Origin of the sequence: Pseudoalteromonas sp. S3178 (assembly GCF_005886985.1) — a bacterium.
Taxonomy (GTDB): domain Bacteria; phylum Pseudomonadota; class Gammaproteobacteria; order Enterobacterales; family Alteromonadaceae; genus Pseudoalteromonas; species Pseudoalteromonas carrageenovora.
The window spans coordinates 1-26531 of sequence record NZ_PNCW01000055.1; the positions used below are offsets into that span (position 1 = coordinate 1).

22 protein-coding genes are annotated in these 26531 nt (G+C 39.1%); 10 read left to right on the forward strand and 12 right to left on the reverse strand.

Annotated elements, in window-relative coordinates; genetic code table 11:
* Positions 1–410: 410 nt before the first annotated feature.
* Positions 411–1280 carry a DMT family transporter gene (locus tag CWC11_RS15080; RefSeq protein WP_138683363.1) on the forward strand — a complete coding sequence of 290 codons (870 nt, stop codon included), beginning with the start codon at positions 411–413 and terminating at the stop codon, positions 1278–1280.
* Between the two features lie 18 nt (positions 1281–1298).
* Here the strand turns inward: CWC11_RS15080 and CWC11_RS15085 are convergent, their stop codons facing one another.
* From CWC11_RS15085 to CWC11_RS15115, 7 genes are all read right to left on the reverse strand, one after another.
* Positions 1299–1985 (reverse strand): M15 family metallopeptidase, encoded by a 687-nt coding sequence (locus CWC11_RS15085; protein ID WP_138683364.1) that lies wholly within the window; start codon positions 1983–1985, stop codon positions 1299–1301.
* Positions 1985–3115 carry a succinyl-diaminopimelate desuccinylase gene (gene dapE, locus CWC11_RS15090; RefSeq protein ID WP_138683365.1) on the reverse strand — a complete coding sequence of 377 codons (1131 nt, stop codon included), beginning with the start codon at positions 3113–3115 and terminating at the stop codon, positions 1985–1987. The genes CWC11_RS15085 and dapE overlap by 1 nt, the downstream gene beginning before the upstream one ends.
* Positions 3115–3459, reverse strand: coding sequence for an ArsC family reductase (locus CWC11_RS15095; protein WP_138683366.1), 345 nt, complete (start codon positions 3457–3459; stop codon positions 3115–3117). Before CWC11_RS15095 ends, dapE begins: the two co-directional genes overlap by 1 nt.
* A gap of 4 nt (positions 3460–3463) precedes the next feature.
* Positions 3464–3961: a PTS glucose transporter subunit IIA gene (locus CWC11_RS15100; RefSeq protein ID WP_138683367.1), complete on the reverse strand. Its 498-nt coding sequence runs from the start codon at positions 3959–3961 to the stop codon at positions 3464–3466.
* A gap of 3 nt (positions 3962–3964) precedes the next feature.
* Positions 3965–4351, reverse strand: coding sequence for an ACT domain-containing protein (locus CWC11_RS15105; protein WP_058549023.1), 387 nt, complete (start codon positions 4349–4351; stop codon positions 3965–3967).
* Positions 4352–4578: 227 nt separating this feature from the next.
* Positions 4579–6738: a phosphate acetyltransferase gene (pta, locus tag CWC11_RS15110; RefSeq protein WP_058549024.1), complete on the reverse strand. Its 2160-nt coding sequence runs from the start codon at positions 6736–6738 to the stop codon at positions 4579–4581.
* Positions 6739–6740: 2 nt separating this feature from the next.
* Entirely contained in the window at positions 6741–7955 is a 1215-nt protein-coding gene (locus tag CWC11_RS15115; RefSeq protein WP_138683368.1) for an acetate kinase, read from the reverse strand.
* A 256-nt stretch (positions 7956–8211) separates the two neighbouring features.
* On the opposite strand from CWC11_RS15115, the gene yfbV reads away from it, so the two are divergent.
* On the forward strand, positions 8212–8658 hold the full coding sequence (yfbV, locus tag CWC11_RS15120) for a terminus macrodomain insulation protein YfbV (protein ID WP_058549026.1): 447 nt from the start codon (positions 8212–8214) through the stop codon (positions 8656–8658).
* On the opposite strand, the gene CWC11_RS15125 is transcribed toward yfbV, so the two are convergent.
* Genes CWC11_RS15125 through xthA form a run of 3 tightly spaced genes read right to left on the reverse strand, consistent with a single transcriptional unit; the run spans position 8642 to position 10901 of the window.
* Complete coding sequence (locus tag CWC11_RS15125) at positions 8642–9445, reverse strand: putative RNA methyltransferase (protein WP_138683369.1); 804 nt, start codon at positions 9443–9445, stop codon at positions 8642–8644. The genes yfbV and CWC11_RS15125 overlap by 17 nt on opposite strands.
* Positions 9442–10089, reverse strand: a complete 648-nt coding sequence (locus tag CWC11_RS15130) for an energy-coupling factor ABC transporter permease (protein ID WP_138683370.1) — start codon at positions 10087–10089, stop codon at positions 9442–9444. Before CWC11_RS15130 ends, CWC11_RS15125 begins: the two co-directional genes overlap by 4 nt.
* Positions 10090–10094: 5 nt before the next feature.
* Positions 10095–10901 (reverse strand): exodeoxyribonuclease III, encoded by an 807-nt coding sequence (gene xthA / locus CWC11_RS15135; RefSeq protein ID WP_138683371.1) that lies wholly within the window; start codon positions 10899–10901, stop codon positions 10095–10097.
* Between the two features lie 240 nt (positions 10902–11141).
* Between xthA and CWC11_RS15140 the strand changes: the two genes are divergently transcribed.
* From CWC11_RS15140 to rluB, 4 genes are all read left to right on the forward strand, one after another.
* Positions 11142–11573 (forward strand): exonuclease III, encoded by a 432-nt coding sequence (locus CWC11_RS15140; RefSeq protein ID WP_138683372.1) that lies wholly within the window; start codon positions 11142–11144, stop codon positions 11571–11573.
* 222 nt (positions 11574–11795) lie between these two features.
* The gene (locus CWC11_RS15145) at positions 11796–12317 is read left to right on the forward strand and encodes an EF-hand domain-containing protein (RefSeq protein ID WP_089347451.1); all 522 of its coding nucleotides are present in this window, start codon (positions 11796–11798) and stop codon (positions 12315–12317) included.
* Positions 12318–12466: 149 nt separating this feature from the next.
* On the forward strand, positions 12467–13057 hold the full coding sequence (gene scpB / locus CWC11_RS15150) for an SMC-Scp complex subunit ScpB (protein WP_058549032.1): 591 nt from the start codon (positions 12467–12469) through the stop codon (positions 13055–13057).
* Positions 13054–13923 (forward strand): 23S rRNA pseudouridine(2605) synthase RluB, encoded by an 870-nt coding sequence (rluB, locus tag CWC11_RS15155; RefSeq protein ID WP_058549033.1) that lies wholly within the window; start codon positions 13054–13056, stop codon positions 13921–13923. The genes scpB and rluB overlap by 4 nt, the downstream gene beginning before the upstream one ends.
* A gap of 64 nt (positions 13924–13987) precedes the next feature.
* Here the strand turns inward: rluB and CWC11_RS15160 are convergent, their stop codons facing one another.
* Complete coding sequence (locus CWC11_RS15160) at positions 13988–14734, reverse strand: YciK family oxidoreductase (protein ID WP_138683373.1); 747 nt, start codon at positions 14732–14734, stop codon at positions 13988–13990.
* A gap of 207 nt (positions 14735–14941) precedes the next feature.
* On the opposite strand from CWC11_RS15160, the gene CWC11_RS15165 reads away from it, so the two are divergent.
* Together CWC11_RS15165 and sohB are read left to right on the forward strand one after the other, a co-directional pair.
* Positions 14942–17371: a VolA/Pla-1 family phospholipase gene (locus CWC11_RS15165; RefSeq protein ID WP_138683374.1), complete on the forward strand. Its 2430-nt coding sequence runs from the start codon at positions 14942–14944 to the stop codon at positions 17369–17371.
* Between the two features lie 101 nt (positions 17372–17472).
* Positions 17473–18489 carry a protease SohB gene (sohB, locus tag CWC11_RS15170; RefSeq protein WP_138683375.1) on the forward strand — a complete coding sequence of 339 codons (1017 nt, stop codon included), beginning with the start codon at positions 17473–17475 and terminating at the stop codon, positions 18487–18489.
* 67 nt (positions 18490–18556) lie between these two features.
* On the opposite strand, the gene CWC11_RS15175 is transcribed toward sohB, so the two are convergent.
* Entirely contained in the window at positions 18557–19891 is a 1335-nt protein-coding gene (locus CWC11_RS15175; protein WP_058549037.1) for a dicarboxylate/amino acid:cation symporter, read from the reverse strand.
* Between the two features lie 193 nt (positions 19892–20084).
* Here CWC11_RS15175 and CWC11_RS15180 point away from each other — a divergent pair, with 193 nt between their 5' ends.
* Positions 20085–23390, forward strand: coding sequence for an Ig-like domain-containing protein (locus tag CWC11_RS15180; protein WP_138683376.1), 3306 nt, complete (start codon positions 20085–20087; stop codon positions 23388–23390).
* 249 nt (positions 23391–23639) lie between these two features.
* Positions 23640–26345, forward strand: a complete 2706-nt coding sequence (gene topA / locus CWC11_RS15185) for a type I DNA topoisomerase (protein ID WP_138683377.1) — start codon at positions 23640–23642, stop codon at positions 26343–26345.
* Positions 26346–26531 lie beyond the last annotated feature (186 nt).

The window sequence follows — 26531 nt, forward strand, 5'->3', positions numbered from 1 at the left end:
GGTTTTTAGGCAAGGCAGAGCCTATGAAGTGTGGTTACTCCCCATAAATAGGCGATAACGCAGCATAAATGCCAAACATGCGCTGCCCTTCGGGTTCTGCCTAGGGGCGATAAACTCTTTGTTACTCGGTTTTTACTTAGCCCACTAGGTTACAAACCTCGCGCCGCGATTTAATCGCCCCTAGATTGAACAAATTTCAATCCGTAAAGATCAACATGCCCTAGCATTCCTAACTAGGGTTATCGGTTTTGTATCAAGGTTTTAAATGTGTAACCTAATTTTGTAAAAGCACATACACTCTTTGCACCACAAGGCTAATCCTGTTTAAATGAATCGCCTGCTGAGTTTAATGTATAAAATTAATCGATTGCTTTTATAAGGCTATTATTTTTGTTTTTTAAGGAATTTTTTTGAAAGCCACTTTATATACAATTATTGCTTTAATTGCGTTTGCCGCAAATTCTTTGTTTTGCCGTATGGCGCTTGCACAAGGCTACATAGACCCGTGGAACTTTACAATAATTCGCCTTTTAAGTGGTGCTGCCTGCCTAGGGATTATAATGGGGGTTTATAGTTACAACTTAAAACGTAAAGGTGCATTTAACCGTGAAATTTTAAACGATAGAGGGAGCTGGCGAAGCAGTATTAGCCTATTAGTTTATGCGCTGAGTTTTTCAATTGCGTACGTAGAACTTGATACTGGCACAGGTGCACTTATTTTATTCTCAGCGGTGCAATTAACGATGATCGGCTGGGGAATTTATCAAAAAGAGCAATTAAGTAAATTGCAATGGGCTGCATTTATTGTGGCGTTAGGTGGTTTTGTGTATTTAATGCTGCCATCAGCCGCTGTGCCGTCAGTTTTAGGCGCATCCCTTATGGCATTAAGTGGTGTAGCGTGGGGTATTTACAGCATACGCGGTAAAGTATGTGTATCGCCACTTCGTACTACTGGGTTTAATTTTGTTAGAAGTTTAGTAGCTGTGCCTATTTTATTGCTAGTTGGTATGAGCTATATAAAAACGGTGAGCATTGAAGGAATTTTACTAGCATGTGCGTCAGGTGCGATAGCATCAGGTATTGGTTATAGTATTTGGTATGTAGCTATGCCACTGCTTAAAAGTACGCAAGCAGCTGTAGTACAACTATGCGTGCCAGTACTTGCAGCTATAGCTGGGGTGCTGTTTTTATCAGAGCAATTAACGCTTGAATTTATAATAGCAAGCTCATTAATATTAGGGGCTGTGCTGGTCTTTATATTAAATAAACACAAAGCCTAGTGACTAAGTAAACCCGCTTTATGGCGGGCTTACGTTGCTTATAAAACGTTTATAAAGTGCAGGTAGGTTGGCTAAAATAGCTGACTTACCAAGTAACTCACTATTATTAATACAATCGTAAAGTACTTCCTCGCTAAGCGCATTAACCATTAACTGTGATTGCTTAATATGGCTAATATGCCAAAGCTCAGGCGCAACTCCGTCTAAATCATGTTTATAAGGGCGATAAAAACCAAATTTAGCTAAGTTATTGTTAAGCCAATTGCTCAAAGGGGCGAATGGACCGCCTTGCTCATACTCATTTGGAGTTAACTGTAATTTGTAATCGTCATTTACCGCCGCTCTATCAAATATATCGAGATCGGTACCTAAATGATGTCTACTTGCACCGGGCAGGGCTGAGTAACGCATTATAGCAATACATTTATTTATATCAGTTAGTTTGGTTAAATCCACGGGCTGTTGCTGTTTATTATAAACAGGGCGAGAACCTGAAAATTTATTGTTCCAAATCATCGATTGGCGATCAAAATCTCTAAAGCTTGAGGCAATTGTTAGATCAAAACCTGCATTTTTAGCCGCATTTTGTAGCGCTAAAAAATCATCGATAATTTTGCTATGTAAACGATGGTTTTGAATATCAGTTAAATGTGTATCACTTTGCCCAGTAATACACTCACAAGCTATTAAGTTGCTTAAGGCCATTATGTTAAAAGGTTTTCGAGGATTTGTTCGTAAATATCGGCAAGTGCGATTAAGTCATCTGTACTAACACATTCATCCACTTTATGAATTGTGGCGTTACGTGGACCAAGCTCAATAACTTTCGCGCCTGTTTGCGCTATAAAACGTCCGTCAGATGTCCCACCGGTGGTTTCTAAGTTGGTCGTAAGCCCTGTGACAGATTTAATAGCACTAACAGTGGCATCCACAAGCGGGCCGTGCTCAGTTATAAATGGCAGACCATTCACTATCCAGCTTAATTCATAGTTTAATTTGTGCTTTTGTAATATTGCGTTTACGCGTGCTTGTAATTGCTCATGCGTTACTTCGGTACTAAATCTAAAGTTAAATTGTATTTCAAGCTCACCTGGTATTACATTACCTGCACCAGTACCTCCATTTATGTTTGATACTTGAAAGCTAGTTGCCGGGAAAAACTCATTACCCTCATCCCACACTGTTTGGCTAAGCTCAGTAATGGCTTCAGATGATAAGTGAATAGGGTTTTGTGCTAAGTGAGGATAGGCAACATGGCCTTGTATACCTTTTACTTTTAAAAAGCCAGTTAGAGAGCCGCGGCGACCGTTTTTTACTACATCACCTAATACATCGCGTGATGATGGTTCACCAACTAGGCACATATCGATTTTTTCACCGCGCGCTTCTAACGTATCTATTACGCGAGTTGTGCCATTTATAAATGGACCTTCTTCGTCTGAGGTAATTAAAAACGAAATAGAACCTTTGTGATCAGGGTTTTTAGTAACAAAACGCTCTGTTGCAACGAGCATTGCAGCAAGAGAGCCTTTCATATCAGCGGCGCCACGGCCATGTAGCAAACCATCTTTTACCAAACCCGAAAACGGTGGATGTTGCCAATTTTGCACTGGACCTGTAGGTACAACATCGGTATGTCCTGCAAAGCAAAAATGCGGTGACTGAGTGCCTTTACGTGCCCATGTATTTAGCGTGTCAGTAAAAAATAATGATTCAATATTAAAGCCAACCGCCTTTAGGCGATCGTTCATCATTTGTTGGCAGCCAGCATCTTCAGGTGTTACCGACTCTCGCTGAATAAGTGCTTGTGCAAGTGCAATTACATCATGTGTCATTATTTAAAAATCTCATCATATTGAGCAGCTTTAAAGCCTAAATGGTAGCTACTATTATTTACAAGCACAGGGCGTTTGATCATTGCTGGTTGTTCAACAAGTAGCTCTATTGCAGACTCTTTGGTAAGACTTTGTTTTTGCTCATCAGATAATGCGCGGTACGTGGTGCCGCGTTTATTAACTAGCTGTTCCCAGTCAAGTTTGTCTGCAAACGTGCTGACCATTTGTGTATTTACGCCATCTTTTCGATAGTCATGAAAAGTAAACTCAATATTATTATCTGCTAAGTATTTTTTAGTCTTTTTTATGGTATCGCAATTGCTTATGCCGTATAGAGTGATCATAAATCTACTTCTTTTTGATAATAGTTAATAGGGGATCTGCACCCGCATTTACATGCGTATGCGAGTAATGAAACGTGCCTAAGGTATGGCCGTTGAGTAATATTAAACTTGCTAGCATGGGCTTATCAAGCTTACGCAGGTCAAAATACGCAAGACGCTGACCTTTACGTATTTCACTGCCGTTAAGCTGGGCAATATGGGTATGAGTAATAGGCTGTGAGCCAGAAATAGTTAAGTTTATTAACACTTTTAGGCCATTTTTAGCCTGCAAAATAAATTCAGTACCTGCGTTTTTTGCTTGAAGTAATGTGCCATCAAAAGGGGCTAAAATTTTATGACTGCTAAGGCTCACCATAATGCCAGGGCCAAGCGTGCCATATTTAAAAAACGGTTCGGGATGGCTATCAAGCATGGCTACTTTACCAGTAAATGGGCTGGTAATTGTAATTGCATTATTGGGTGTTTTATTAACGGCTAAATAATCAAGTTGCTGTGCTTTCATTGGCTAATCTGCTACCACATTGTAGCCATCATTTTTTAACGCTTTGAGCGCTTTGGAAGCTGTTTGTTTTTTTACCAAAATATAGTCTGTATCGTAAGTTGATATTGAAAAAATAGAAATTTTAGCACTGGCGAGTACGCCTGATATATTAGCCATTATACCTGTGAGCGAAAAGCCTAATGGGCCAACCACTTCTAGTGCTTGCCAGTCAGGCTCTGTATCTAAGCTTTGGATTTCAAATTCACTAGGGCAAACAATCGATAGTTCATCGTGAGTTTTAGAAATAAAAAATAAAGGCTGTTTTAACAGTGCCGAAGGTATGTTGGCATCAACGTCTAAACTATGAATAGATAAAAGCGTGCTGTGTAATTGTAATGTTTGTTTTGACATTAAACGCCTGCGATACAGCCATATTGATAGCTTTATAGTATAGATTATTGGATTTAAATTAAAGGTGTATCAGTGACTAAAGTAGCGGTTTGTAGGCAGGCTTTAATAAAGATTAAAAACTTACCCACAATTTCTGTGGATAAGTATGGGAATTGGTAGGTATAAATAGCCTAACTTATTAATTATTAAATAAATAATAGCTAGGCTATAAAAAGCACACGTTTAGATTATTGCGTAATTAAAGCTTCTGCTTGGGCAGCTTGAATAGCCGTTAATGCAATAGTGTATACAATATCGTCAACTAATGCGCCGCGGCTTAAATCGTTAACTGGTTTACGCATACCTTGTAGCATAGGGCCGATACTTATTAAATCGGCACTGCGTTGTACGGCTTTATAGGTTGTGTTACCGGTATTTAAGTCTGGGAATATAAATACGGTTGCTTTACCTGCAACTGGGCTATTTGGCGCTTTTTTAAGAGCAACATTTTCCATAATTGCGGCGTCGTACTGAAGGGGGCCATCAATAATTAAATCAGGGCGTTTTTGCTGCGCTATTTTGGTAGCCTCACGTACTTTTTCTACATCGGCACCAGTACCAGATGTACCTGTACTGTAACTTATCATAGCTACACGCGGCTCTATTCCAAACGCGGCAGCTGAGTCGGCTGATTGAATCGCTATATCAGCAAGTTGCTCTGCATTTGGATCTGGGTTTATTGCACAGTCGCCATATACAAGAACTTGATCAGGCAGTAGCATAAAAAAGACAGAAGATACGAGCGATGACCCAGGGGCTGTTTTAATGAGCTGAAGTGGCGGGCGAATGGTATTAGCTGTTGTGTTTACTGCACCCGATACTAAGCCATCTACTTTACCTTGCTCTAGCATCATAGTACCCAGCACTACGTTATCTTGCAGTTGCTCTTGCGCCACAACGGCTGTTAAACCCTTACCTTTACGTATTTCTACCATAGGTTCAATGTAGTCGTTAATAATGCTTTTAGGTTCTACAATGCTTACGTGCTCGTTTAACTCTATCCCTTGTTGCTCTGCAATACGCATAATTTCATCGCGATCACCTAGTAATATAGTTTTAGCTATACCACGCTGGCCACAAATAGCGGCGGCTTTAATTGTGCGTGGCTCGTTACCTTCAGGCAGTACGACTGTTTTACCTGCTTTACGGGCTTTATCTGTTAATAAGTAACGAAATGCTGGTGGTGACAGCTTACGTGTTTTACCGACACTTTTAACGAGCGTATCTAACCAGTCTGAATCGATAAACTGTGCATTATGATCTTTTACTTTTTCAATACGCTGGTCATCATCGCTAGGTACTTCCATATTAAAATTATGAAGCAGTAGGGATGTACGCCATGTATCGGCTTCGGTTGCAAGTATTGGTAAACCCGTTTGCATAGCTTGTTCACACAATGCCATTATGCGCGCTTCAGGTTCAAAGCCACCGGTTAGCAATATTGCGCCAATTTTAGTGCCATTCATGGCTGATAAACACGCAGCAACAAGTATATCTGAGCGATCGCCAGGTGTTACTAGTAATGCACCGGGAGTAAAGTGATTCAAAATATTTGACACAGTTCGGGCACAAAATGTAATACGACGCAGGCGACGATGTAGCATGTCACCTTCGTTAATAATGGTCGCTTTTAAATACGCACTTAAATCTTTAACGCGTGGTGCAACTAAGTCAAAGTCCCACGGGATGGCACCAAGTAACATAAACGGGTTTTTTCTAAAAATAGGTAAAGAAGCTAAGCGGTTTAGCTCGTTATCTAATTCTTCAGGTTTGTAGGCGTCGACTAAATCCGCACGTGCGCGGCCTTCTTCATCAAGAGGGGCATTTACTTTATTAAAAATACAGCCAAGAACACGTGGGTGGTCAATACCGCCGTAGTTACCCGCTGCGATTTCAAGACGATCTTCTATTTGCGTAATATTGTAGTTGCCGGGGGTAAGTACAAAAACAATGTCGGCACCGAGTGTTTGCGCTATTTCGCGGTTTACGCGCCCAGCATAAGGTTGCCTACGGGTAGGAACCATACCTTCAATAATAGCAACTTCATCATCGTTAATTTTACTTTCAAATCGCTCAACAATTTCTTCAAGAAGGTCGTCACCACGGCCATCACCGATCATTTGTTCGGCGTAATCCAATGCAAAGGGAGTAGGCGGATTAATAGGTGAGCCCTGAGTAACTATTTGCGTTGATTTTTCTGGCCCAGTTTCGCCTGAGCGAGGCTGTGCTATTGGTTTAAAAAAGTTAACTTTAACCGTTTTTTGCTCTAAAGCGCGCACTAATCCAACAGAAACAGAGGTTAAGCCAACGCCTGTAGACACCGGGATAAGCATAATACGACGTGCCATAATTACAGCTCCTTCACAATGTTTGCAGCATCTAGGGCAATAACCCATTCTTCGTTAGTCGGCATTACGACTGCTTTTGGTATTTTATCTGATGTGCTAATAATACCTTGCGTGCCAAAGCGAGCGTTTAAGTTTGCTTGCTCGTCACAATTAAGGCCTAAGTAGCCAAGCTGTTTGATTACATTTGCACGAATAATATCGGAGTTTTCACCAATACCGCCGGTAAAAATAAGTGCATCTAGACGTTGTAATGGCACCATGTAAGCTGCAATTTGTTTAGCTAAACGATAACAAAAAATATCAAGCGCCAATTGTGCTTTTTTATGTCCTGCAACTGCGGCTTCTTCTATTGTACGGCAATCATTAGAAAGCTCACTGATACCTAAAAGGCCACTTTCTTGGTTTAATAAGTTATCAATTTGTTTTGCGTTGTAATCTAGCTGGGTAGTTAAAAAATTAAATAAACCAGGGTCAATATCACCACTACGAGTACCCATAACTATGCCTGCCAGCGGTGTTAAGCCCATGCTTGTATCAACGCTTTTCCCGTCTTTAATTGCGCAAACAGAGCAACCATTACCTAGGTGAGCGCTAATAAAATTACTTTGCTCAATAGGCTGGTTTAATAATTTAGCTGTTTGGCCTGCAACGTAATAATGGCTTGTACCATGCATGCCGTAACGTCTTACACCGTAGTCGGTATAAAGCTTATAAGGTAATGCATACAAGTAGGCAACTTCATCCATAGTTTGATGAAAAGCGGTATCAAATACGGCTACTTGCGGTAAGCCTATAAATGAATTTTGCGCTGAAGAAATTCCTAACAAGTTAGCATGGCCATGCAAAGGTGCTAAAGATGATGCTTTAGTAATGCCTTCAATTACAGCATCATCAATTAAAACTGATTTCGTAAAGTGCTCACCACCATGAACAACCCGATGACCTACAGCAATTAGGTGCTCATCTAGGTTGTGATTTTTTATTAAGGTTACAAGCGTATTTATAGCCTCAGCATGTGCTTGGTTTGCACCCAGCTCAATTACTGTTTTAGCGCCATTATATTTGTATTTAATAGACGGCGCGTCAGCACCTAAGCGCTCAGCTAGGCCCGAAATTATTTCGTGTCCATCGTTTGCATCAATAATGGCAAACTTTAAGCTAGAGCTACCACAATTTAGTACTAAAACATGTTGTGACTTAGGGGAGGTTGTTGGCATAGATTTAATTTCCATAAACAAATTAGTAAGTGAGCGTTAAGTATTGGGCGTTACACTTGAGCTGATAATGGCTAAAAGTTTAATTTAGCACTGCCTATTTTAACTTAGTTCAGCAATTTAGTTTAGTGTTTTGGCTGATTTAGCAGCTAAATTAAGTGTTTTTACCGATAAAGTGTAACTCCCTTATTTTGTGTTACACTTTGGAAATAGCCAATATTGAACTTGAATTTAAAAGCAGTATCTGTGAGGAGTCATGATGCAAAAAAGTGTGATGTCACAACTACAAACGGGTCGTTTGTATGCTAAAAACTGGCCTATGCGCAAAGAGCTGGCACCTTTATTTTTAGAATTTAGGGTAATAAAAGCGACTGAATTAGCTATAACTGTGATGCCAATTTTAGCTATGCTTACTTTGTTTTTTCAGCTTAACTACTTAGGCCCTGACTTTTTACCACAAGCAATTGCTAGCGCATTATTTTTTATTTCACTGCCTCTACAAGGTATATTTTGGCTAGGTAAACGAGCACAAACACCTTTAGAGCCCGCAATGCAAAAATGGTACACCGAGCTTTATACAAAAATGGTAGAAAACGGTTATCAAGTTCAACTTAGTGAAAACAAGCCCCGTTACATGGAGCTTGCTAGCTTACTTAAAGATATGTTTGAAAAAATGGATAGGGCGTTCACTAAAGAGCAGTTTTAATAAACTGAGTTATGTAAAACGATAAGGTGACCTTGTGCTCACCTTTTTCCTCGAGCGCTGTCCAGTGCTCGGGTCTAAATTTCCACGCGAATGGCGTCATCATAATCAAGTTTTTAATGTCGGTGACACCGAGTGTAACGGTTTCAGTTAAAAGCGATTGTGCTGATTTTTCAAAGCCTTTTGGTGTTGTTATTTCTGTGTGCTCATTTACATTTGAATAAATGTACGTTTTTAATTCTTTTAAATGCCAGGGCCCTGGGCTTGCTACTACTAAGGTTGTGTTTTCATTTGCGAGGCGCGCTAGCTCTACCTCAAATAAAGGAGCAAAAACACTAACAAGTACATCAGCAAATTCATTTTTAAATGGGGCTTGGCTTATAGAAGCCACGCTAAAATCGCAATTAGGATAACGCTTAGCGGCATATTTAACCGCAGACTTTGAAATATCAACGCCGTATACCTGCGCGTTTGTTTTATTTGCTATGGCTTGAGTATAAAACCCTTCACCACAACCTAAATCTACAACAGTATTAGCGCTTATATTACTAATTGTATTACTAAGGCTTTGCTGCAAAAAACGGTAATGACCAGTTTCTAAAAATGCACGTCTAGCTTGCACCATTTCTAATGAATCGCCCGGTTGCTTTGAATTTTTTTGCTGTACTGGCAGCAAGTTAACATAACCTTCTTTTGCAAAATCAAAACTGTGATTATTAGCACAGCGAAGCGTAGAGTCTGTTTTTATAAGTGCTTGGTTACACAGTGGGCATTGATATTGTAGACTCATGAGTCTAAGTAGTCCTTATCGTAAAAAGTTTTAACCCAGTGTGGGCGGTAAGTAATCATAATGGTAATAGCCATACCATTGAGCATTGCTTCAGGAAACCAAATTATAGCACTCAAATAAACGTAGTTATCAGCCAGTTCTTGCCAATTGTATTGGCCTATTGTCAGATAAAATAATGCACCTAAGCTTATTTTTATACAGGCAATAAACCCAGCTGTTATAAATGCACAAACAAATATATAAACAAAAAAATGGCGGGGTAAATATTGGTAACTGATTAAAAAGCCAAGGTAGCTCAATAATATAGGTATAAAGGCACCAATAAGTATTTGCATGGGTAACAGATTAAGCTCGATTTGACCAACGGCAGTTAATAATACGCTGGCTAGCACAGAGCTTAAAATAGCTGATCGCCACCCTAAAATTAAGGTCGCTGCTGTAACACCTAAAATGTGCAAATCTAGGCCTGTTAAAATACCAGCTTTTATACGCCAAAGCACAGCAAATACTATAGCGCATGCAAGCACACCCGTTTGACGTGCGGGTGTTGTATAAAGTGCTTTATATGTTTTTTTATCAAAGCTTAGTAAAGCGATAATAATAACAAGAGCCCAAAGTAGCCCTTGTAAAGTAAGACTAATCATCAAAACTATTTAAATGTAGACCAAATAGGTGCGTGATCCGATGGTTTTTCAATACCACGTAACTCGTAATCAATACCTGTATCAATACAGCGTGCTGCAAGGTCTTTAGTAGCAAGTACCACGTCGATACGAAGGCCTCGGTTATCAACAAACCCTTTAGAACGGTAATCAAACCATGAATATTGATCGTTTGTGTCGGGATTTTGCTCTCTAAAGGTATCTGTAAAGCCCCAATTTAATAATGTTGCTAACCACTCACGCTCTTCTGGTTGGAAAGAACATTTACCTGTTTTTAACCAGCGCTTAGCGTTTACATCACCAATGCCAATATCTAGATCGGTAGGGGAGATGTTTATGTCGCCCATTACAATTACGTCTTGCTCTGGTGTGTGGTTAGTTTCAAGGTGGGTCATTAAGTCTTTATAAAATTGACGTTTATAAGGAAATTTAGTTTCGTGATTAATATTATCGCCTTGTGGGAAATAACCATTCATAACGGTTAGGTCACGGCCATTATCTTGTTCAACGGTTACGCTTATCATACGTTTTTGTGATTCATCAGTATCTGTTGCAAACCCTTTTAAGACCGATTTAGGCTCTTTTTTGCATAACATAGCTACACCGTAATGTGCTTTTTGACCATGAAAATAAACGTGATATCCCATTTTTTGAACATCTTCTAGTGGAAATGCTTCGTCATGAACTTTAATTTCTTGCAAGCCAATAACGTCTGGTTGATGTTTATCTATTATTGCTTGTAATTGATGAAGGCGGGCACGCAGACCATTGATATTGAAAGAAATCACTTTCATAAAATTTACCTTAAAATTGGTTCTATTTAGTGGCATAAATTGTATCAGTAAATACACGTACATAACATGACTGAATTGAGTTAATAGCTGCACAAATGTTGATCAAATGATGGTTAAAGTTTAAACATTGTAAATGCATTATTAATTAATTAAATAAATAAAAAATTCAATTGATATTAGCTATTTTGAATATATAATGCGCAAAAATTACTTGTTTAGCTCGTTCAAATAGGATCTCTCATGAAAACACAACTACTTTTAGCTACCGCTTTATTTGCATCTGCAACTGTTTGTGCACAAAGCAACACTTACTTCAGCCAAGACAACAAACTTGAGTCTAAATTATGTGTATTAAGTGCTAACGAAGGCTTTAGCGTTGCCCGTAAAGAAGCTGCTCAACATGGCGTTTATTTATCTCGTTTTTCTAAGAGTATTTTGTGTAACGGTGAAGACATTCGTGAGATCGCTAAAAAAGCGACGGTAAGTACTTCATCAGTAGATAAAGTAGAAGTATTTGCTAAAGATGCACACCAAGAAACACAGTTATGTATGACTGCACTTAAAAAAGGGTTAGCACCAGTACGTCAAAAGATTGGTAACTTAAACTCTTTAAAATGTAATGGTCAAAACGTAACTGAGTTTGTTAAGCGTTACCAAAACGCTGCAATTTAATTTTAAGCTAAAAATTATCTTTTAGAAAATGCCTGGTTTTAACCGGGTATTTTTTTGCAAAAATTACAAGGTAGGCTGCAATCATTGCAAAGCTAAGTAATTGATTAAAGTATATAAATTAAGCTAAATACCACTAACTAATTGATAGTTAGAGTGTTATTTATATTGGCATCGGACTTGTATTAGTTAAAGTGACATTTACTAACTACAAGGATACGTCTTATGAAAAAGTTAACACTAGCAACAACTATTTTAGCATCTTTGAGCTTAGCGGCTTGTGCATCAAACCAAGGTTTAGAAAAAATCGATAGCGATTTTGCAAGCTTAGATAACGACAGTGATGGTTATATTTCAAAAGTAGAAGCAGATGATGACAGCATCTGGGGGCATTTTTCAAATATTGATACCAACATGGATAATGAAATCAGTCGTAAAGAATTTAACGCATACATGCAATTAAATACCGGTAAGGTAGCCACTGACAGCGAAGTTAGTGAGTCAGCATTTAAAGCTAAAATAGCAAAGTTTGATAAAATCGAAAATGATTTTAAGAGCTTAGATAACGACAAAAATGGTTATATTTCAGTAGAAGAAGCTGATGATGACGATATTTCGAACCATTTTGGATACATGGATGGTAATAACGACAAGCGCATCAGCAAAGGTGAGTTTAAAGGTTATATTAAAAAATACGGTAAAGCGGTAGCTGAAGATGATGCTCTTAAGGTATTAAGACACAGCTAATATTACCTAAATTAGTTAATAAAAACAGCCAGCATTAATTGCTGGCTTTTTTGTGCATTTAATTTAGATAAAAGGCAGATATATTTTCCACCTTTTATGATGTTCTGTCATAATAGATGGCTGTGTATTTTAAAAGGCTGGGCAAAATTATGGCAGGTCGTCGAATTAGTGATGAGCAATTAATTGAGATCATTGAAGCGGCTATATTTGTCGCAGACAAACCAGTTAGTAAGCGCCATTTAAAAGACACAGTACTTGCTGATTTAGCTATATCAATGGCAAGAATTAACGCTGCAATTGAAGCTATAGAAAGCCACTTTCAGACACGAGGTATACGCCTTGTAGAAGTTGGCAGCGGTTATCGGTTTGAGGCTTGTAGTAGCTTAAGCCCTTGGTTGAGCAATTTATGGCAAGAACGAGCGCCTAAGTATTCGCGCGCGCTTTTAGAAACGTTGTCGTTAATAGCCTACAGGCAACCAATAACACGTGGTGAAATAGAGCAAGTAAGAGGCGTTACTACCGGCTCAACAATTATAAAAACCCTTCTCGAGCGTGAGTGGGTTAAAGTGGTAGGGCATAAAGAAGTACCGGGTAAACCGGCATTATATGCAACTACTAAGCAATTTTTAGATTATTTTTCGTTAACAGGTTTAGAGAATTTACCTGCTTTGCCATCAGATCAGCAAAGCAAAATTAATCAGTTAATGAGCGATCCTTCTGTGAGAGAACCATCCGAATGAGTATACAAGGTGAAAAGTTACAAAAAGTCTTAGCCCGTGCAGGCGTAGGCTCACGCCGTGAAATGGAAAAATACATTGATGCTAACCGCGTTAGTGTAAATGGCAAAGTAGCTAAGTTAGGCGACCGTGTTGAAGAAACCGATTTAATTCGTGTTGACGGTCATACTGTAAAAATTGAAGAAAAAGCAGATCGTATCTGTCGTGTAATTATGTACAACAAACCAGAAGGTGAGTTAAGTACACGTAAAGATCCTGAAGGCCGTCGTACTGTATTTGACCGCTTACCTCGTATTGACGGTGAACGCTGGATTGCAGTTGGACGATTGGATATTAATACTGCAGGCTTAATGTTATTTACTAATGACGGCGAGCTTGCAAATCGTTTAATGCACCCAAGCTACGAAGTAGAGCGTGAATACTCAGCTCGAGTATTTGGTGAAGTAACGAATGAAACAGTTAAAAATCTTACTCGTGGTGTTGAACTAGAAGATGGTCCCGCTAAGTTTTTAAGCGTAAAACCAATGGGCGGCGAAGGTATTAACCGCTGGTTTAACGTAACACTTAATGAAGGGCGTAACCGCGAAGTTCGTCGTTTATGGCAGTCTCAAGATGTTGAAGTATCTCGCCTTATTCGTATTCGTTACGGTAAATTAGAACTTGATAAGCGTGTACCTCAAGGTGGCTGGAATGAGTTAGACCTTGAAACAGTTAACTATTTACGTAAAACAGTTAAGCTTGGTCGTGAAACACAGACTAAACTTTCGGTTATGCCTGAAAAGCGTAAAGATAAGCGCGCTAAAATCAATCAAATACGCAAAGCGGTAAAAAAGCACAATCAACGTGTTAAGCAAACTAAACGTAAGTAATTACTAGATATTTACAGACAAAAAAGCCGCAATTTATGCGGCTTTTTTATGATTGATGTGTATTTTATTTTTTCTCTTGCGCATCAAGTGATTCGCCATTTACAGATGCTGAGTCATCACTCATTAAGTATAAGTAGGTTGGCATTAAATCCTCAGGCGTGGCAAGTTTGTCTCTGTCTTCACCTGGATAGGCAGCAGCACGCATAGACGTTCTGGTTGCACCTGGATTTATGCAATTTACACGAATAGACGTTTTACCTACTTCGCACGCCCATGTTTGCATCATGCCTTCTACAGCAAATTTAGAAATAGCATATGGTCCCCAAAATTCACGGCCTTTTCGTCCTACACCTGATGATGTGAAAACGACTGATGCACTTTTTGATTTACGTAGCACAGGGAAGAGCGCTTTAGTGATCATTGCTTGTGCCGTTACATTTACTTTCATTATGTTTTCAAAAGTAGATGAACAAAAATGCTCTAGCGGGCCAAGAGAACCTAAAATTCCGGCATTATTAAGTAACCCATCAAGGCGGCCAAATTGGCTTTCTATAGTGGCTGCTAAATCACGATAGTTTTGCTTAGTCGCCCCTTTTAAATCCATTGGTACAATAGCGGGCTGTGGGTAACCAGCATTTACTATTTCATCGTAAACACACTCAAGTTTATTAGTTGTTTTTCCTAATAAAATTACTGTTGCGCCATGTTTAGCATAGTTTATTGCGGCTACTCGGCCAATACCATCGCCTGCGCCAGTGATCAAAATAACTTTGTCTTGCAGTGCGTTTTCAGCTGCTTGATAAGTGTGCATAAAATTACCAATTAATAAAATTTTTTTGATTTTAACATAGCAAAACGTGAAGTAATCGAATTTATTGTAAATTTAGGTGGCGAAAATAGAAACTTTACGTTAAGTTTAACTGGTCTAATGTCTCATTAATAAACTAGTTACATTATTTTAACTTTAACACACTGAAAAAACACACTATAAAAATAAGATATGTGCGGAGCCAACAATATGAAGAAAATGCTACTCTCACTCTCTGTTACAGCTGCATTAGCAGGTTGTGGCGGCGGAGAAACGTTAGAAGATGTTAAGAACGACACAGCAACTATAGTTCCAAATGCAACGGTTACTTTCGATCCTGCAAATGGAATTTTATCAGTTCCTAATGATTTATTAATGAGCGGTACTCAAGACGGCACACTTAATATTCCTGGGGAATTAGATGATGACAACGTATCTATTTCTCGCGCTGCTTATTCAGACCCTCAACTTGCTCTGGGTGCTTTAGATGGTTGGTCTTCACAAGTGCCCTATAAAATTGATTTAACGTTTCCAAGCGGTGTTTCACTTGATGAAACATCTGCTGCAAGTCCTGGTACGCTCAGAATTTTTGAAGTTGTGATGGGCGCAAGTCTAACGGATGCAGAATGTTCTGTAGTTACCGCTGGTACAGCCTGTAAATTAGTAGGTGAACTTACATTTGGTGTCGATTTTATAACTCAAGCCTCTGGTGATGGAGTCGCTGTTATACCGCTTAAACCATTTACACCAGGTAGCTCTTACATAAATGTTTTAACTACAGGGCTTAAAGATTCGTTAGGACGCTCTATTCAACCTTCTTCTACTTACGCTTCTGTAAGTGAAGAAGCTCCGCTTATTACCGATGCCCAACTTGGGTTACAAGGCGCTGTAAATAGCTACGAAAACGTGGTTGTAAGCTCAGGCGATATTACCAAAGACGATATTATCTTTTCTTCTGCGATGACTATTCAATCAGCAGGGCCTGTACTTGGTACTATTAAAAATTTACTTGCAGCTAGTTTGCAAAATGATGCATTGCCAACACCGATGGTTAATGTCCCTGAGCAAGATGTTGTGAATGTTCAGCAAGTTTTTGCAGCAGCTGGTGTTACAGTATCAGCTGCTTTTTCTGGTGTTCAGTATTTAAAAGGTAACATTACATTACCTATGTATCTAGGAACACCAACAGGAACAGAAATAAGCGATTTAAACGATACATACTGGCAAGGTATGTGTGATAACGCCGTTGCTATTTTAGGGTATAAAGCAGCACTTGGGGAGACGTTTCCTACAGAGCCGGTGAGTGAGAATGATGCGCTCTGTTCAGCTTTAAGCGATGGCCAACTTCGTGATTTAGGTTTGGATTCTACTCGACACTTAACTAAGTATAATTCTATCCCTAAAGTTCAAAGCATGGCTGATGTGCCAGTACAAATAACTAAACCAATTTTACCCGTTATAAACGGTATACGCGCACAACTTCAGTTAGATGCTATTGAAATGCCTGAAAGTGGCTGGCCAGTAGTCATCATGCAACATGGCATAACCACAGATAAAGAAAGCATGCTAGCACTGACCGCGCAATTATCAATTCAAGGATTTGCTACAGCAGCAATAGATCACCCTCGCCATGGTGAGCGTGGAGTTGATGTTGATGATGATGGAACTGACGATTTTAATGCTACTAGTGGCTCTGTGCTTAGCTATATGAATTTAAGTTCATTGCTTGTTGCGCGCGATAGTTTACGTCAATCTTCAGCTGATTTATTAGGTTTACGTTTAGGGTTAAACTTTATAAATGATGCAACGATTAACGCACAAGACGTCACTTATATTGGTCATTCATTAGGCTCTATTGTCGCTCCTGCATTTATTTCACAAGCAAATAATCCATTAGCGCCAACGGTTGATCCATTATTTAATGTAAACACAGTAGCACTTGCAAGTGGCGGTGGCGGTATTGCTAGCTTCTTACTTGAGTCGGCAGCATTTGGTCCATTTATTCAAGGTTCAGTGTTATCTCAAGCTGGCACAACAGAGGCAGATGAGTTTAACGCATTTTTACAGGCTGATGCAGTGTCTAACTGTGGAGCCGTGTTACCAGATACAGAAGCATATTTAACGTGTGGTTATAACGAGTATGTAGCTTCTTTAACTACAGCTGGTGAAACAAGCAAGCTTACTAATATTCAAGGTGTGTTTACTCAGTTTGCATTTGCTGCACAAACAGCCCTTGATAGCGGCGACCCAACAAATTATGCGGCAGCGGTACAAGCTTTAGGCACACCCGTTTATACAAATGTTGTTGTAGGTGATGGCGCAGATAATAAGCCTGATCAAGTGATACCACCAATGGCTGCAAATAACCCTATTTCGGGCACAATCCCACTGGCCACTTTTATGGGGCTAGAGACTGTAAGCACAACTCAAGCGTTGAGTGAAACACCAGCAAGCTACTTAGTTAAATTTACTAAAGGGCACCACGGTTCTATATTAACGCCTGCTCAAGATGCTGCAGAGGCGGCTACTGTAGAAGGGAGCGCGGCAGCAAATGCAGAAATGCAAATGCAAGTTGCTGTTTACTTAGCAACACGTGGTCGTATGTTATTAGTAACAAATAGTGAAGTTGTTACTGATTAATCTATTACTTTAAACGTTAACTTATAAAAGCCACTGTATAGTGGCTTTTTTTTGGTTAAAAGCATGATAAATTAGCTTAAATTTATAAATGGAGAAACCAGTTGGAATTTTTATACGAATACGGTTTGTTTTTTGCCAAAACAGTGACATTTGTTATCGCAATTGCCGTTGTGTTAATGCTTATAGTTGCATCCGCCGTTAAGCCAAAAGCGAAAAAAGGTGAGATTGAAATTGAAGATGTATCTGAAAAACTTAACGAGCTCAAAGAAAGTTTTTTGCACAATACATTGTCTAAAAAAGAGTTTAAAGCGCATCAAAAGCAGTTAAAAGCTCAGAGTAAAAAATCAGTCAGTGACGAACCAAAGCCTCGTTTATATGTGGTCGATTTTACCGGTAGTATGGACGCGCACGAAGTAGAAAGTTTACGAGAGGAAGTGACTGCTATTATTTCGATTGCAGATCCTAAAACAGATAAAGTATTAGTGCGTCTAGAAAGTGGTGGTGGGGTTGTTCATGGCTATGGACTTGCTGCATCTCAGTTACAGAGAATTAAAAGCGCGGGTATTCCTTTAAGTGTAGCAATTGATAAAGTAGCAGCAAGCGGCGGTTATATGATGGCTTGTGTAGCTGATGAAATACTTGCAGCGCCATTTGCAATTGTAGGTTCTATTGGGGTGATTGCACAAATTCCTAACTTTAATAAAATATTAAAGAAAAACGACGTAGAGTTTGAACAAATTACAGCAGGTGAGTTTAAACGTACACTCACATTATTTGGTGAAAACACAGATAAAGCACGTGAAAAGTTTCGTGACGAAATTGAAGAAACTCATGGTTTATTTAAAACCTTTGTAAGCACGCAGCGCCCAAGCCTAAATATTGATTTAGTGGCTACAGGTGAGCATTGGTTTGCAACGCAAGCAATTGATAAAGGCTTGGTAGATGTTATTAAAACCAGTGATGATGCTTTATTAGAGCAGCAATCTGAGCGTCAAATATATAAAGTAAAATATAAAGTTAAAAAGGGGCTAAGCGATAAACTAGCACTTGGATTAAGCAGTGGTGTAAATAAGGTAGGGGTCAGCTTACTTTCAAAATTTAAGTCAATGAATCCCTAATTATTAATAATAAAAAAAAACCTTGATGCAAAACATCAAGGTTTTTTTATAACTATATTTCTCAATATTACGAGTCGATAGACTTATGATAATCTTCTAAGTCTTTGGCAGCATTTGGGTCGTTGAAAATGCTCTCATCAAGCTCGCCTTCTGATTTAGCAACCACACAGGTGACCATACAATCACCGGTAACGTTAACCGCAGTGCGTGTCATATCAAGTAAGCGGTCTACGCCGATAATTATTGCAATCCCTTCAACAGGAAGTCCTACTTGGTTAAGCACCATTGCTAGCATAATTAAACCAACACCGGGTACGCCTGCAGTTCCTACAGAGGCAAGTGTTGCCGTTAATATAACCATTAAATAATCAGAAATAGTTAAATCAACACTAAACACTTGAGCAATAAACACAGTAGCTACACCCTGCATAATAGCGGTGCCATCCATGTTGATAGTAGCGCCTAGCGGTATGGTAAACGACGCCACTGAGTTGTTTGCACCTAGTTTTTTTGTTGCTGTTTCAAGCGTGATAGGCATAGTTGCGCTAGAGCTTGAGGTACTAAATGCAAATAAACAGGTGTGCTTCATTTTTGCTAAGAAAATAAGTGGGTTTAAGCCTGTGAGCACTTTAAGTAGTACCGTGTAATTTACAAGCGCGTGTAATAATAATGCTAATACAACAACACCAAAATACTTGGCTAAACTAACAATTAAGTTAAGCTCGATAGTTGTAAATAATTTAGCCATTAAGAAAAATACACCGTAAGGTGCAATATTCATTAGTAATGTTACAAGTTTTAAAATAACTGTATTTAAGTCTTCAAAAACACTTGCTACACGCTTGCCAGTTTTACCACTTAATGCCATTGCTACACCAAATAATAGTGCAAACACTATAACCTGAAGCATATTACCTTTGGCCATTGCTTCAAATGGATTAGTAGGAAACATATCAATAATTACACGTGCAAGGGTAGGTGCTTCTTTAGCATCGTAAGTTGCATTAGATGGTAGGCTGATGCCTTCACCGGGGCTGAATAACAGAGCAAGAGTAATAGCAACGGTAATGGCAATTGCCGTTGTTAGTAAATATAAGCCAATAGATTTTCCACCTAAACGACCTAATTTTTTAGGATCACTTAAACTACACGTACCACAAACAAGCGATACAAATACAAGTGGTACAACTAACATTTTTAAGCTGGCTATGAATATTTGGCCACCAACATGAAAAATACCATCTACGAAAAAGGCTTTAATTGGCAAAGAGAATAACCCAAGTGGTATTAGATAATCGTCTTCACCAGCTAATATAGCCTGAAATATAAAACCTACTGCAACCCCAAGCGCCATACCAATCATGATGCGAGTGGTTAAACTCATTGAACGGATTTTTGACATATTCCCTGATCTACATTTTATAAATTTGCCATAGACTACCAGCAAGGAAATATTTACTACAGAAAAAATTAGTATTTATTTAAAATTATTTTGCGCAAAAAAGTAATAAAAAACTGAGATTTTAGACTAAGTTATAGGTTAATATTAAGTGAAAATTAATTTTACATATAATAACAACGCTAGGGAGAGGTTCATGCCTTTAATGCGACTGCTCGGCATTTTATTGCTTAGTTTTTTACTCACAGCCTGTGGTGGCGGTGGGTCACTTGAAAAAGATGGCACCATCGGTGATGACGATGATACAACAAACGAGACGTCCTCATACACTGTGAGCTTAAAAGGTTACCTGCAATCAAGTGATACGGAATCTAATACCGTTACAGCTGCAGCACCTCTCCAGCTAAAAGCTACACTTGAAGATGAAGATGGTGATGCAGTTGCTGGTGAACGAATAACCTTTACCTTAGCTGATACAATCGGTGAGTTAAATCCAACTACGGGCACAGCTCTCACACAATCAGACGGTATAGCGACCATTGAGCTAACTGCTGGTGAAAATGCAGGTGCTGGGGAAGTAACAGCAACCTACACAATCGACAGTGTTAGTTACACTGATACATTTGCTTTTGAATCAGATGGTGCCCAGTCAACAGATCCTCAGTTAGAAGTTACTATAGTCAACTCATCAGGTGAGTCAGCTAGAAGTGTTGATTATGAAAACCCAGTTACGGCCCAGGTTGTGCTATTAATTGATGATGAGCCAGCCGCTTTTAAGTTAGTTGAATTTGTACTAACAGGTTTAGGTACAATTAATCCAACAAATGGTACTGCATTAACGAACGACCAAGGCATTGCAACTATCAGCCTTTTAGCTGGAACAGAAGCTGGTGCAGGTTCAATAGTTGCTACGTACACTGATAACGAAAACACAGTATTTAGCTCTGATGCATATACTTTTACTACCGAAGGCGACGCACCAGTTCAAGGTGAGTCATTAGATTTTTCAATTAGTTTAAGTCTTACATCTTCAACAACACTTGCAGAAATTAGTACCATAAGTGCTACAGACAGTGGTGTTATAAAAGCAACAATTTTAGATGGCGATGGGGTTGAAGTTGACGGCGCTGTTGTTAATTTCTCTTCTACGTTAGGTAATTTGATTCCAAGTATTGGCACAGCGTTAACAAACGAAAGTGGCGTGGCTTCACTTAATTTAACCTCTGGGACTGTTGAAGGTGCCGGTGAAATAACAGCACAATATGAAGGGGTTGAACAAACGTTAGGTTTTTACACTCGAGGTGATGCTGTAAATCCTGATCAAAGCACTGCTGATATTAGTTTTTCAATTTTAGAAAATTGCCCTGCAAACTTTAAGTCAGTAAGAGATGCAAGCTCGTGTGAAGAAGTCACAAGTATTTCGGGCGACTCAACTGCTATTCTTTATATAGAGGTTACAAACGAAGACTCTACTACACCACTTACGCAAACATTGGTAACAGCCACAACTACTATTGGTACTATTACCCCATCAACCGGTACCGCTATTACCGATGCTAATGGCATTGCACTGTTAGATATTGTACCAGGGCAAGATGTAGGTGCTGGCGAAATTACAGTTTCAGTACTTGATAGTAATTTAACAAAGGCATTTCAAATTGCAGCTGTAGATATAGAAATTGCTATTTCAAGCTCAATTGCTGCCGATGAGCTTTTAGCCGCAGGTGCAACAGCATTAATATCTATAGAAATCTCTAAAGATGGTGAATTATACACTACGCCGTTAACCGTTGAGTTTTCGTCTGGTTGTGTGAGTTCAGGACAGGCATTAATTGACGAAACAGTTACTAGTATTGGTGGATTTGCACGCTCAACTTACCGCCCATTAACCTGTGTTGGTGGTGATATAATTACAGCAACAGTTATTACCGGTGGTGATACAGTTTCTGCAAATACAACTATTAATGTATCGCCAGCAAATATTGGTTTTTTACAGTTTGTAGAAGTTACTGAACCTGTGATTGCTCTAAAAGGAACTGGTGGTGCTGATAGAACTGAGATATCAGAAGTAACTTTTAAACTTGTTGATTCAAATGGAAACGATTTGGCATCAAGAACTGTTAATTTTGAACTTTCTACGTCTGTAGGTGGAATAACATTAGGTACCGCCAGCGCGATTACTAATGCCAGCGGTGAAGTTACAACGTCAGTTCTTTCAGGCTCTATTGCTACACCAGTACGTGTAATTGCATCAAGTGAAGAAGACGTTGATGGCAGTACTGTAATTGTAACGGCTCCTTCAGATATTCTTGTTGTCAGTACAGGTATTGCTGATCAAAATAGCTTTTCATTATCGCGTTCTATTTTCAACCCTCATGCTTTGAATGTGGATGGTAATACAGTTGCGGTTAACGCTCGCCTAGCTGATCATTTTAATAACCCAGTTCCAGATGGTACAGCGGTAACATTTATTACAGAGGGCGGAGTAATAGAACCTAGCTGTGTAACAACAAGCGGTACATGTAGTGTAACGTGGACCAGTAGTAACCCACGTCCATTTACTGATTCAATGTACGAAAATACCATTACTCAAAAATGTGATGGTGGATTACCTTGCCCATTAGGTATTTTAAATAACGACCTAACAGTAGATTTACCACTTGGTGGGCGCGCTACAGTTCATGCATATGCAATTGGTGAAGAGACCTTCTCAGATTTAAATGGCAATGGTTATTTTGATAGTGAAGACTTCTTTGATGATTTATTTGATATTCCAGAAGCATTTATTGATAATAACGAAGATGGCACTTATGGCGGTAAAGATTGTAATGGTGGTACCGACCCATGTTCACGTGATAATTCAACCGGCGATGAGTTTGAAGAATTTGTAGATTTTGATGGTAATGGCGCTTGGACTACACAAAACGGTTTATACAACGGCTTATTGTGTCGTGAAGAAGATGAAACCGCAGGAATATGTAGCCGCCAAATGGTTAATGTGTTCCAAAACCAAGAGATTGTAATGTCAGGCGACACGGCATTCTTTAGATTAGTAACCTATGCTGACGATTGCTCGGCTATTGTAGGTGCTAGTGCATCTGAAGTGCGTGTGAATAGCGATCCTACAAGCCCGTTAGTTCGTCGTTCACAAAACGATGCAACCAGTCAGTTAATGTGTCAGGTTGATTCAATAGACTTAACACAAACTGCAACAGGTACGTCTAGTTTAAGCCTTACGGTATTTATTGCCGATATTTATAACAACCCAATGCCGGCTGAGACAACCATTTCTATTTCCACAGATAATGGTATTTTGATAGGAACCGATAGTTATACTTACCCTAATACAACAAGTATTGTACCGGTAGGGTTATCGTTTGGTATTACGCGTGAGGATTTGGATGGCGGTAATGAGCAATTTAGTGGTTTTTTAACTATAAGTGCAGAAGCACCATCAGGGTTAGAAACGACACTTTCAATTAACGTAACCGACGATTTATAATCGTTTAAAATAAAAAATGCCAACCTTTCGGTTGGCATTTTTGTTTCTGTTCTATATATTCCACATCAAATAATCTAAAAACACCTGTTTGTTTAATTTAACAGCAAAAATTGTTCGTTTATTCAGTAAATACAGAAAAGTTTGTATTAAAAGCTTGTAACAATTAGTGTTTGTAGATATACCTATAAATATTCGCGCCGTTTATACCGGCAAAACACATTTTAAATATTTGGTTAGAAATAGGCAACTATGGGCAAATCGCTAGTAATTGTAGAGTCACCTGCTAAGGCTAAAACAATTAATAAATATTTAGGTAATGATTTTATCGTAAAGTCCAGTATCGGACATGTACGAGACTTACCTACTTCAGGTTCGAGCAAAGCTAAAGTGCCGGCAACTAAAACGCCAGCAGAAGTACGCAAAATGGAACCAGAAGAAAAAGCAGCGTATAAACAGCAACGAGATTACACAAATTTAGTTGCGCGTATGGGTATCGATCCTGAAAAAGGATGGAAACCTCATTACGAAATATTGCCAGGTAAAGAAAAAGTTGTTCAAGAATTACAAAAATTGGCTGAAAATGCAGACCAAATATACCTCGCAACGGATTTGGATAGAGAAGGGGAGGCAATTGCTTGGCACCTTCAAGAAATTATTGGCGGAGAACCTGAAAAGTATAAGCGTGTAGTTTTTAACGAAATTACTAAAAATGCGATTCAACAAGCTTTCGAAACCCCTGGTGAGTTAAATACCGATATGGTTTACGCTCAGCAAACACGTCGCTTTTTAGACCGTGTTGTAGGCTTTATGGTTTCGCCTTTGTTGTGGGCAAAAGTCGCACGTGGGCTTTCAGCAGGTCGAGTACAGTCAGTTGCAGTTCGTTTACTTGTAGAGCGCGAGCGTGAAATTAAAGCATTTATTCCAGAAGAATTTTGGGATATTCATGCTGATGTTAAAAACGCTGAATCAGAGTTACGTTTAGAAGTAGCCAAACAAGCAGGTAAGCCATTTAAGCCTGTAAATGAAGCACAGGCTACAGAAGCAGTTAAAAGCCTTGAGAATGCCGAATATAAAGTAATAAGTGTTGAGGAAAAACCAAGTAAGAGTCGCCCAAGTGCTCCTTTTATTACTTCAACCATGCAACAAGCTGCAAGTACTCGTTTAGGGTATGGTGTTAAAAAGACCATGATGCTTGCTCAGCGCTTGTATGAAGGTGGTTACATTACCTATATGCGTACCGACTCAACTAATCTATCTAAAGATGCTGTTGAAATGTGCCGCGAATATGTAACACAAGAGTTTGGTGATAAATATTTACCAAAAGATCCAATTAATTACAGTTCAAAAGGTAATGCACAAGAAGCGCATGAGGCTATTCGACCTTCGAGTGTAAGTGTGCTTTCTGGGCATGTAGAAGGCGTAGATGCGGATGCTAAAAAGCTTTATGAGCTAATTTGGCGCCAATTTGTAGCGTGCCAAATGGTACCTGCAGAATACGACTTAACAACATTGACTGTTGCAGCTAACGATTTTCAACTTAAAGCAAAAGGGCGAGTACTTCGCTTCGATGGTTGGACAAAAGTACAGCCGGCAGTACGCAAAAAGAATGAAGAAGATCAATCATTACCAGCTGTTAAAGAAGGCGAAGTACTTAGTTTAATTGAGCTTGACCCTAAGCAACACTTTACTAAGCCGCCAGCGCGTTTTAGTGAAGCAAGCCTAGTAAAAGAGCTTGAAAAGCGTGGTATTGGTCGACCATCTACGTATGCATCAATTATTTCAACGATACAAGATCGTGGGTATGTACGCGTAGAAAACCGTCGTTTCTTTGCTGAAAAAATGGGTGAAATAGTTACCGACCGTTTAGTTGAAAACTTCACTGATTTAATGAATTTTGATTTTACAGCAAAAATGGAAGGTCGTTTAGATGACATCGCCGAAGGCGAACGTGTTTGGACACAAGTACTTGATAAATTTTATGCTGATTTTTCTACTCAGTTAAACATAGCTAAAGATGAACCTGAGCAAGGTGGTATGCGCCTTAATCAAATGGTTGAAACCGATATTGACTGTCCCACATGTGGCAGAAAAATGGGAATTCGAACAGCATCAACGGGTGTGTTCTTAGGATGTACAGGCTATAGCTTACCGCCTAAAGAGCGTTGTACTACAACGATGAATTTAGTGTCGGGTGATGAAGCTGTTGCTGCTGATGTAGAAGATGAAGAAACTGAAAAGCTAATGCAAATGAAGCGTTGCCCAATTTGTGAAACGGCAATGGATTCATACCTTATCGATGAAACTCGAAAACTGCATGTATGTGGTAACAACCCTGCATGTAAAGGGCATATAGTTGAAGAGGGCACTTTTAAGATTAAAGGTTACGATGGGCCCATTATCGAGTGTGATAAATGTGGTTCTGACATGGAGCTTAAATCAGGTCGTTTTGGTAAGTACTTTGGCTGTAATAACGAAGAGTGTAAAAATACTCGTAAGTTACTCAAAAATGGGGAAGCAGCGCCACCTAAAGAAGATCCTGTTCATATCACTGAGCTTGAATGTGAAAAGTCTGATGCGTACTTTGTACTGCGTGATGGCGCGGCAGGTATATTTTTAGCGGCTAATACGTTCCCTAAATCACGTGAAACACGCGCACCTAAGGTAGAAGAGTTAAAACGCTTTAGAGATCGTATTTCACCTAAGTTTTATTACTTAGCAGATGCCCCAGCGAAAGATCCTGATGGCAATCTTGCCGTTGTGCGTTATAGCCGTAAAAATAAATCTCAGTATGTAATGACTGAAGTAGACGGTAAAGCAACTGGCTGGACTGCTCATTATGAAGCGGGTAAATGGGTAGAAGAAGCGAAGAAAAAAGCGGCGCCTAAAAAGAAAGCGGCTGCTAAAAAAGCACCAGCTAAAGCAAAAGCAAAGCCTAAAGCTAAAAAAGAAGATTAATGAGTATTTAGTTACTTATTTACCTTTTTATAGCACATAAAAAAACCGGAATGCACAGCTTGTGTCATTCCGGTTTTTTTGTACCTAGTTATACCAACCCGCAATAATACTTAATCATTCTGCGGGGCTAAACGTGTCGCTATCTGTGTTAAAAAATTCTCACTTAGAACAACTAAATAGCGAATT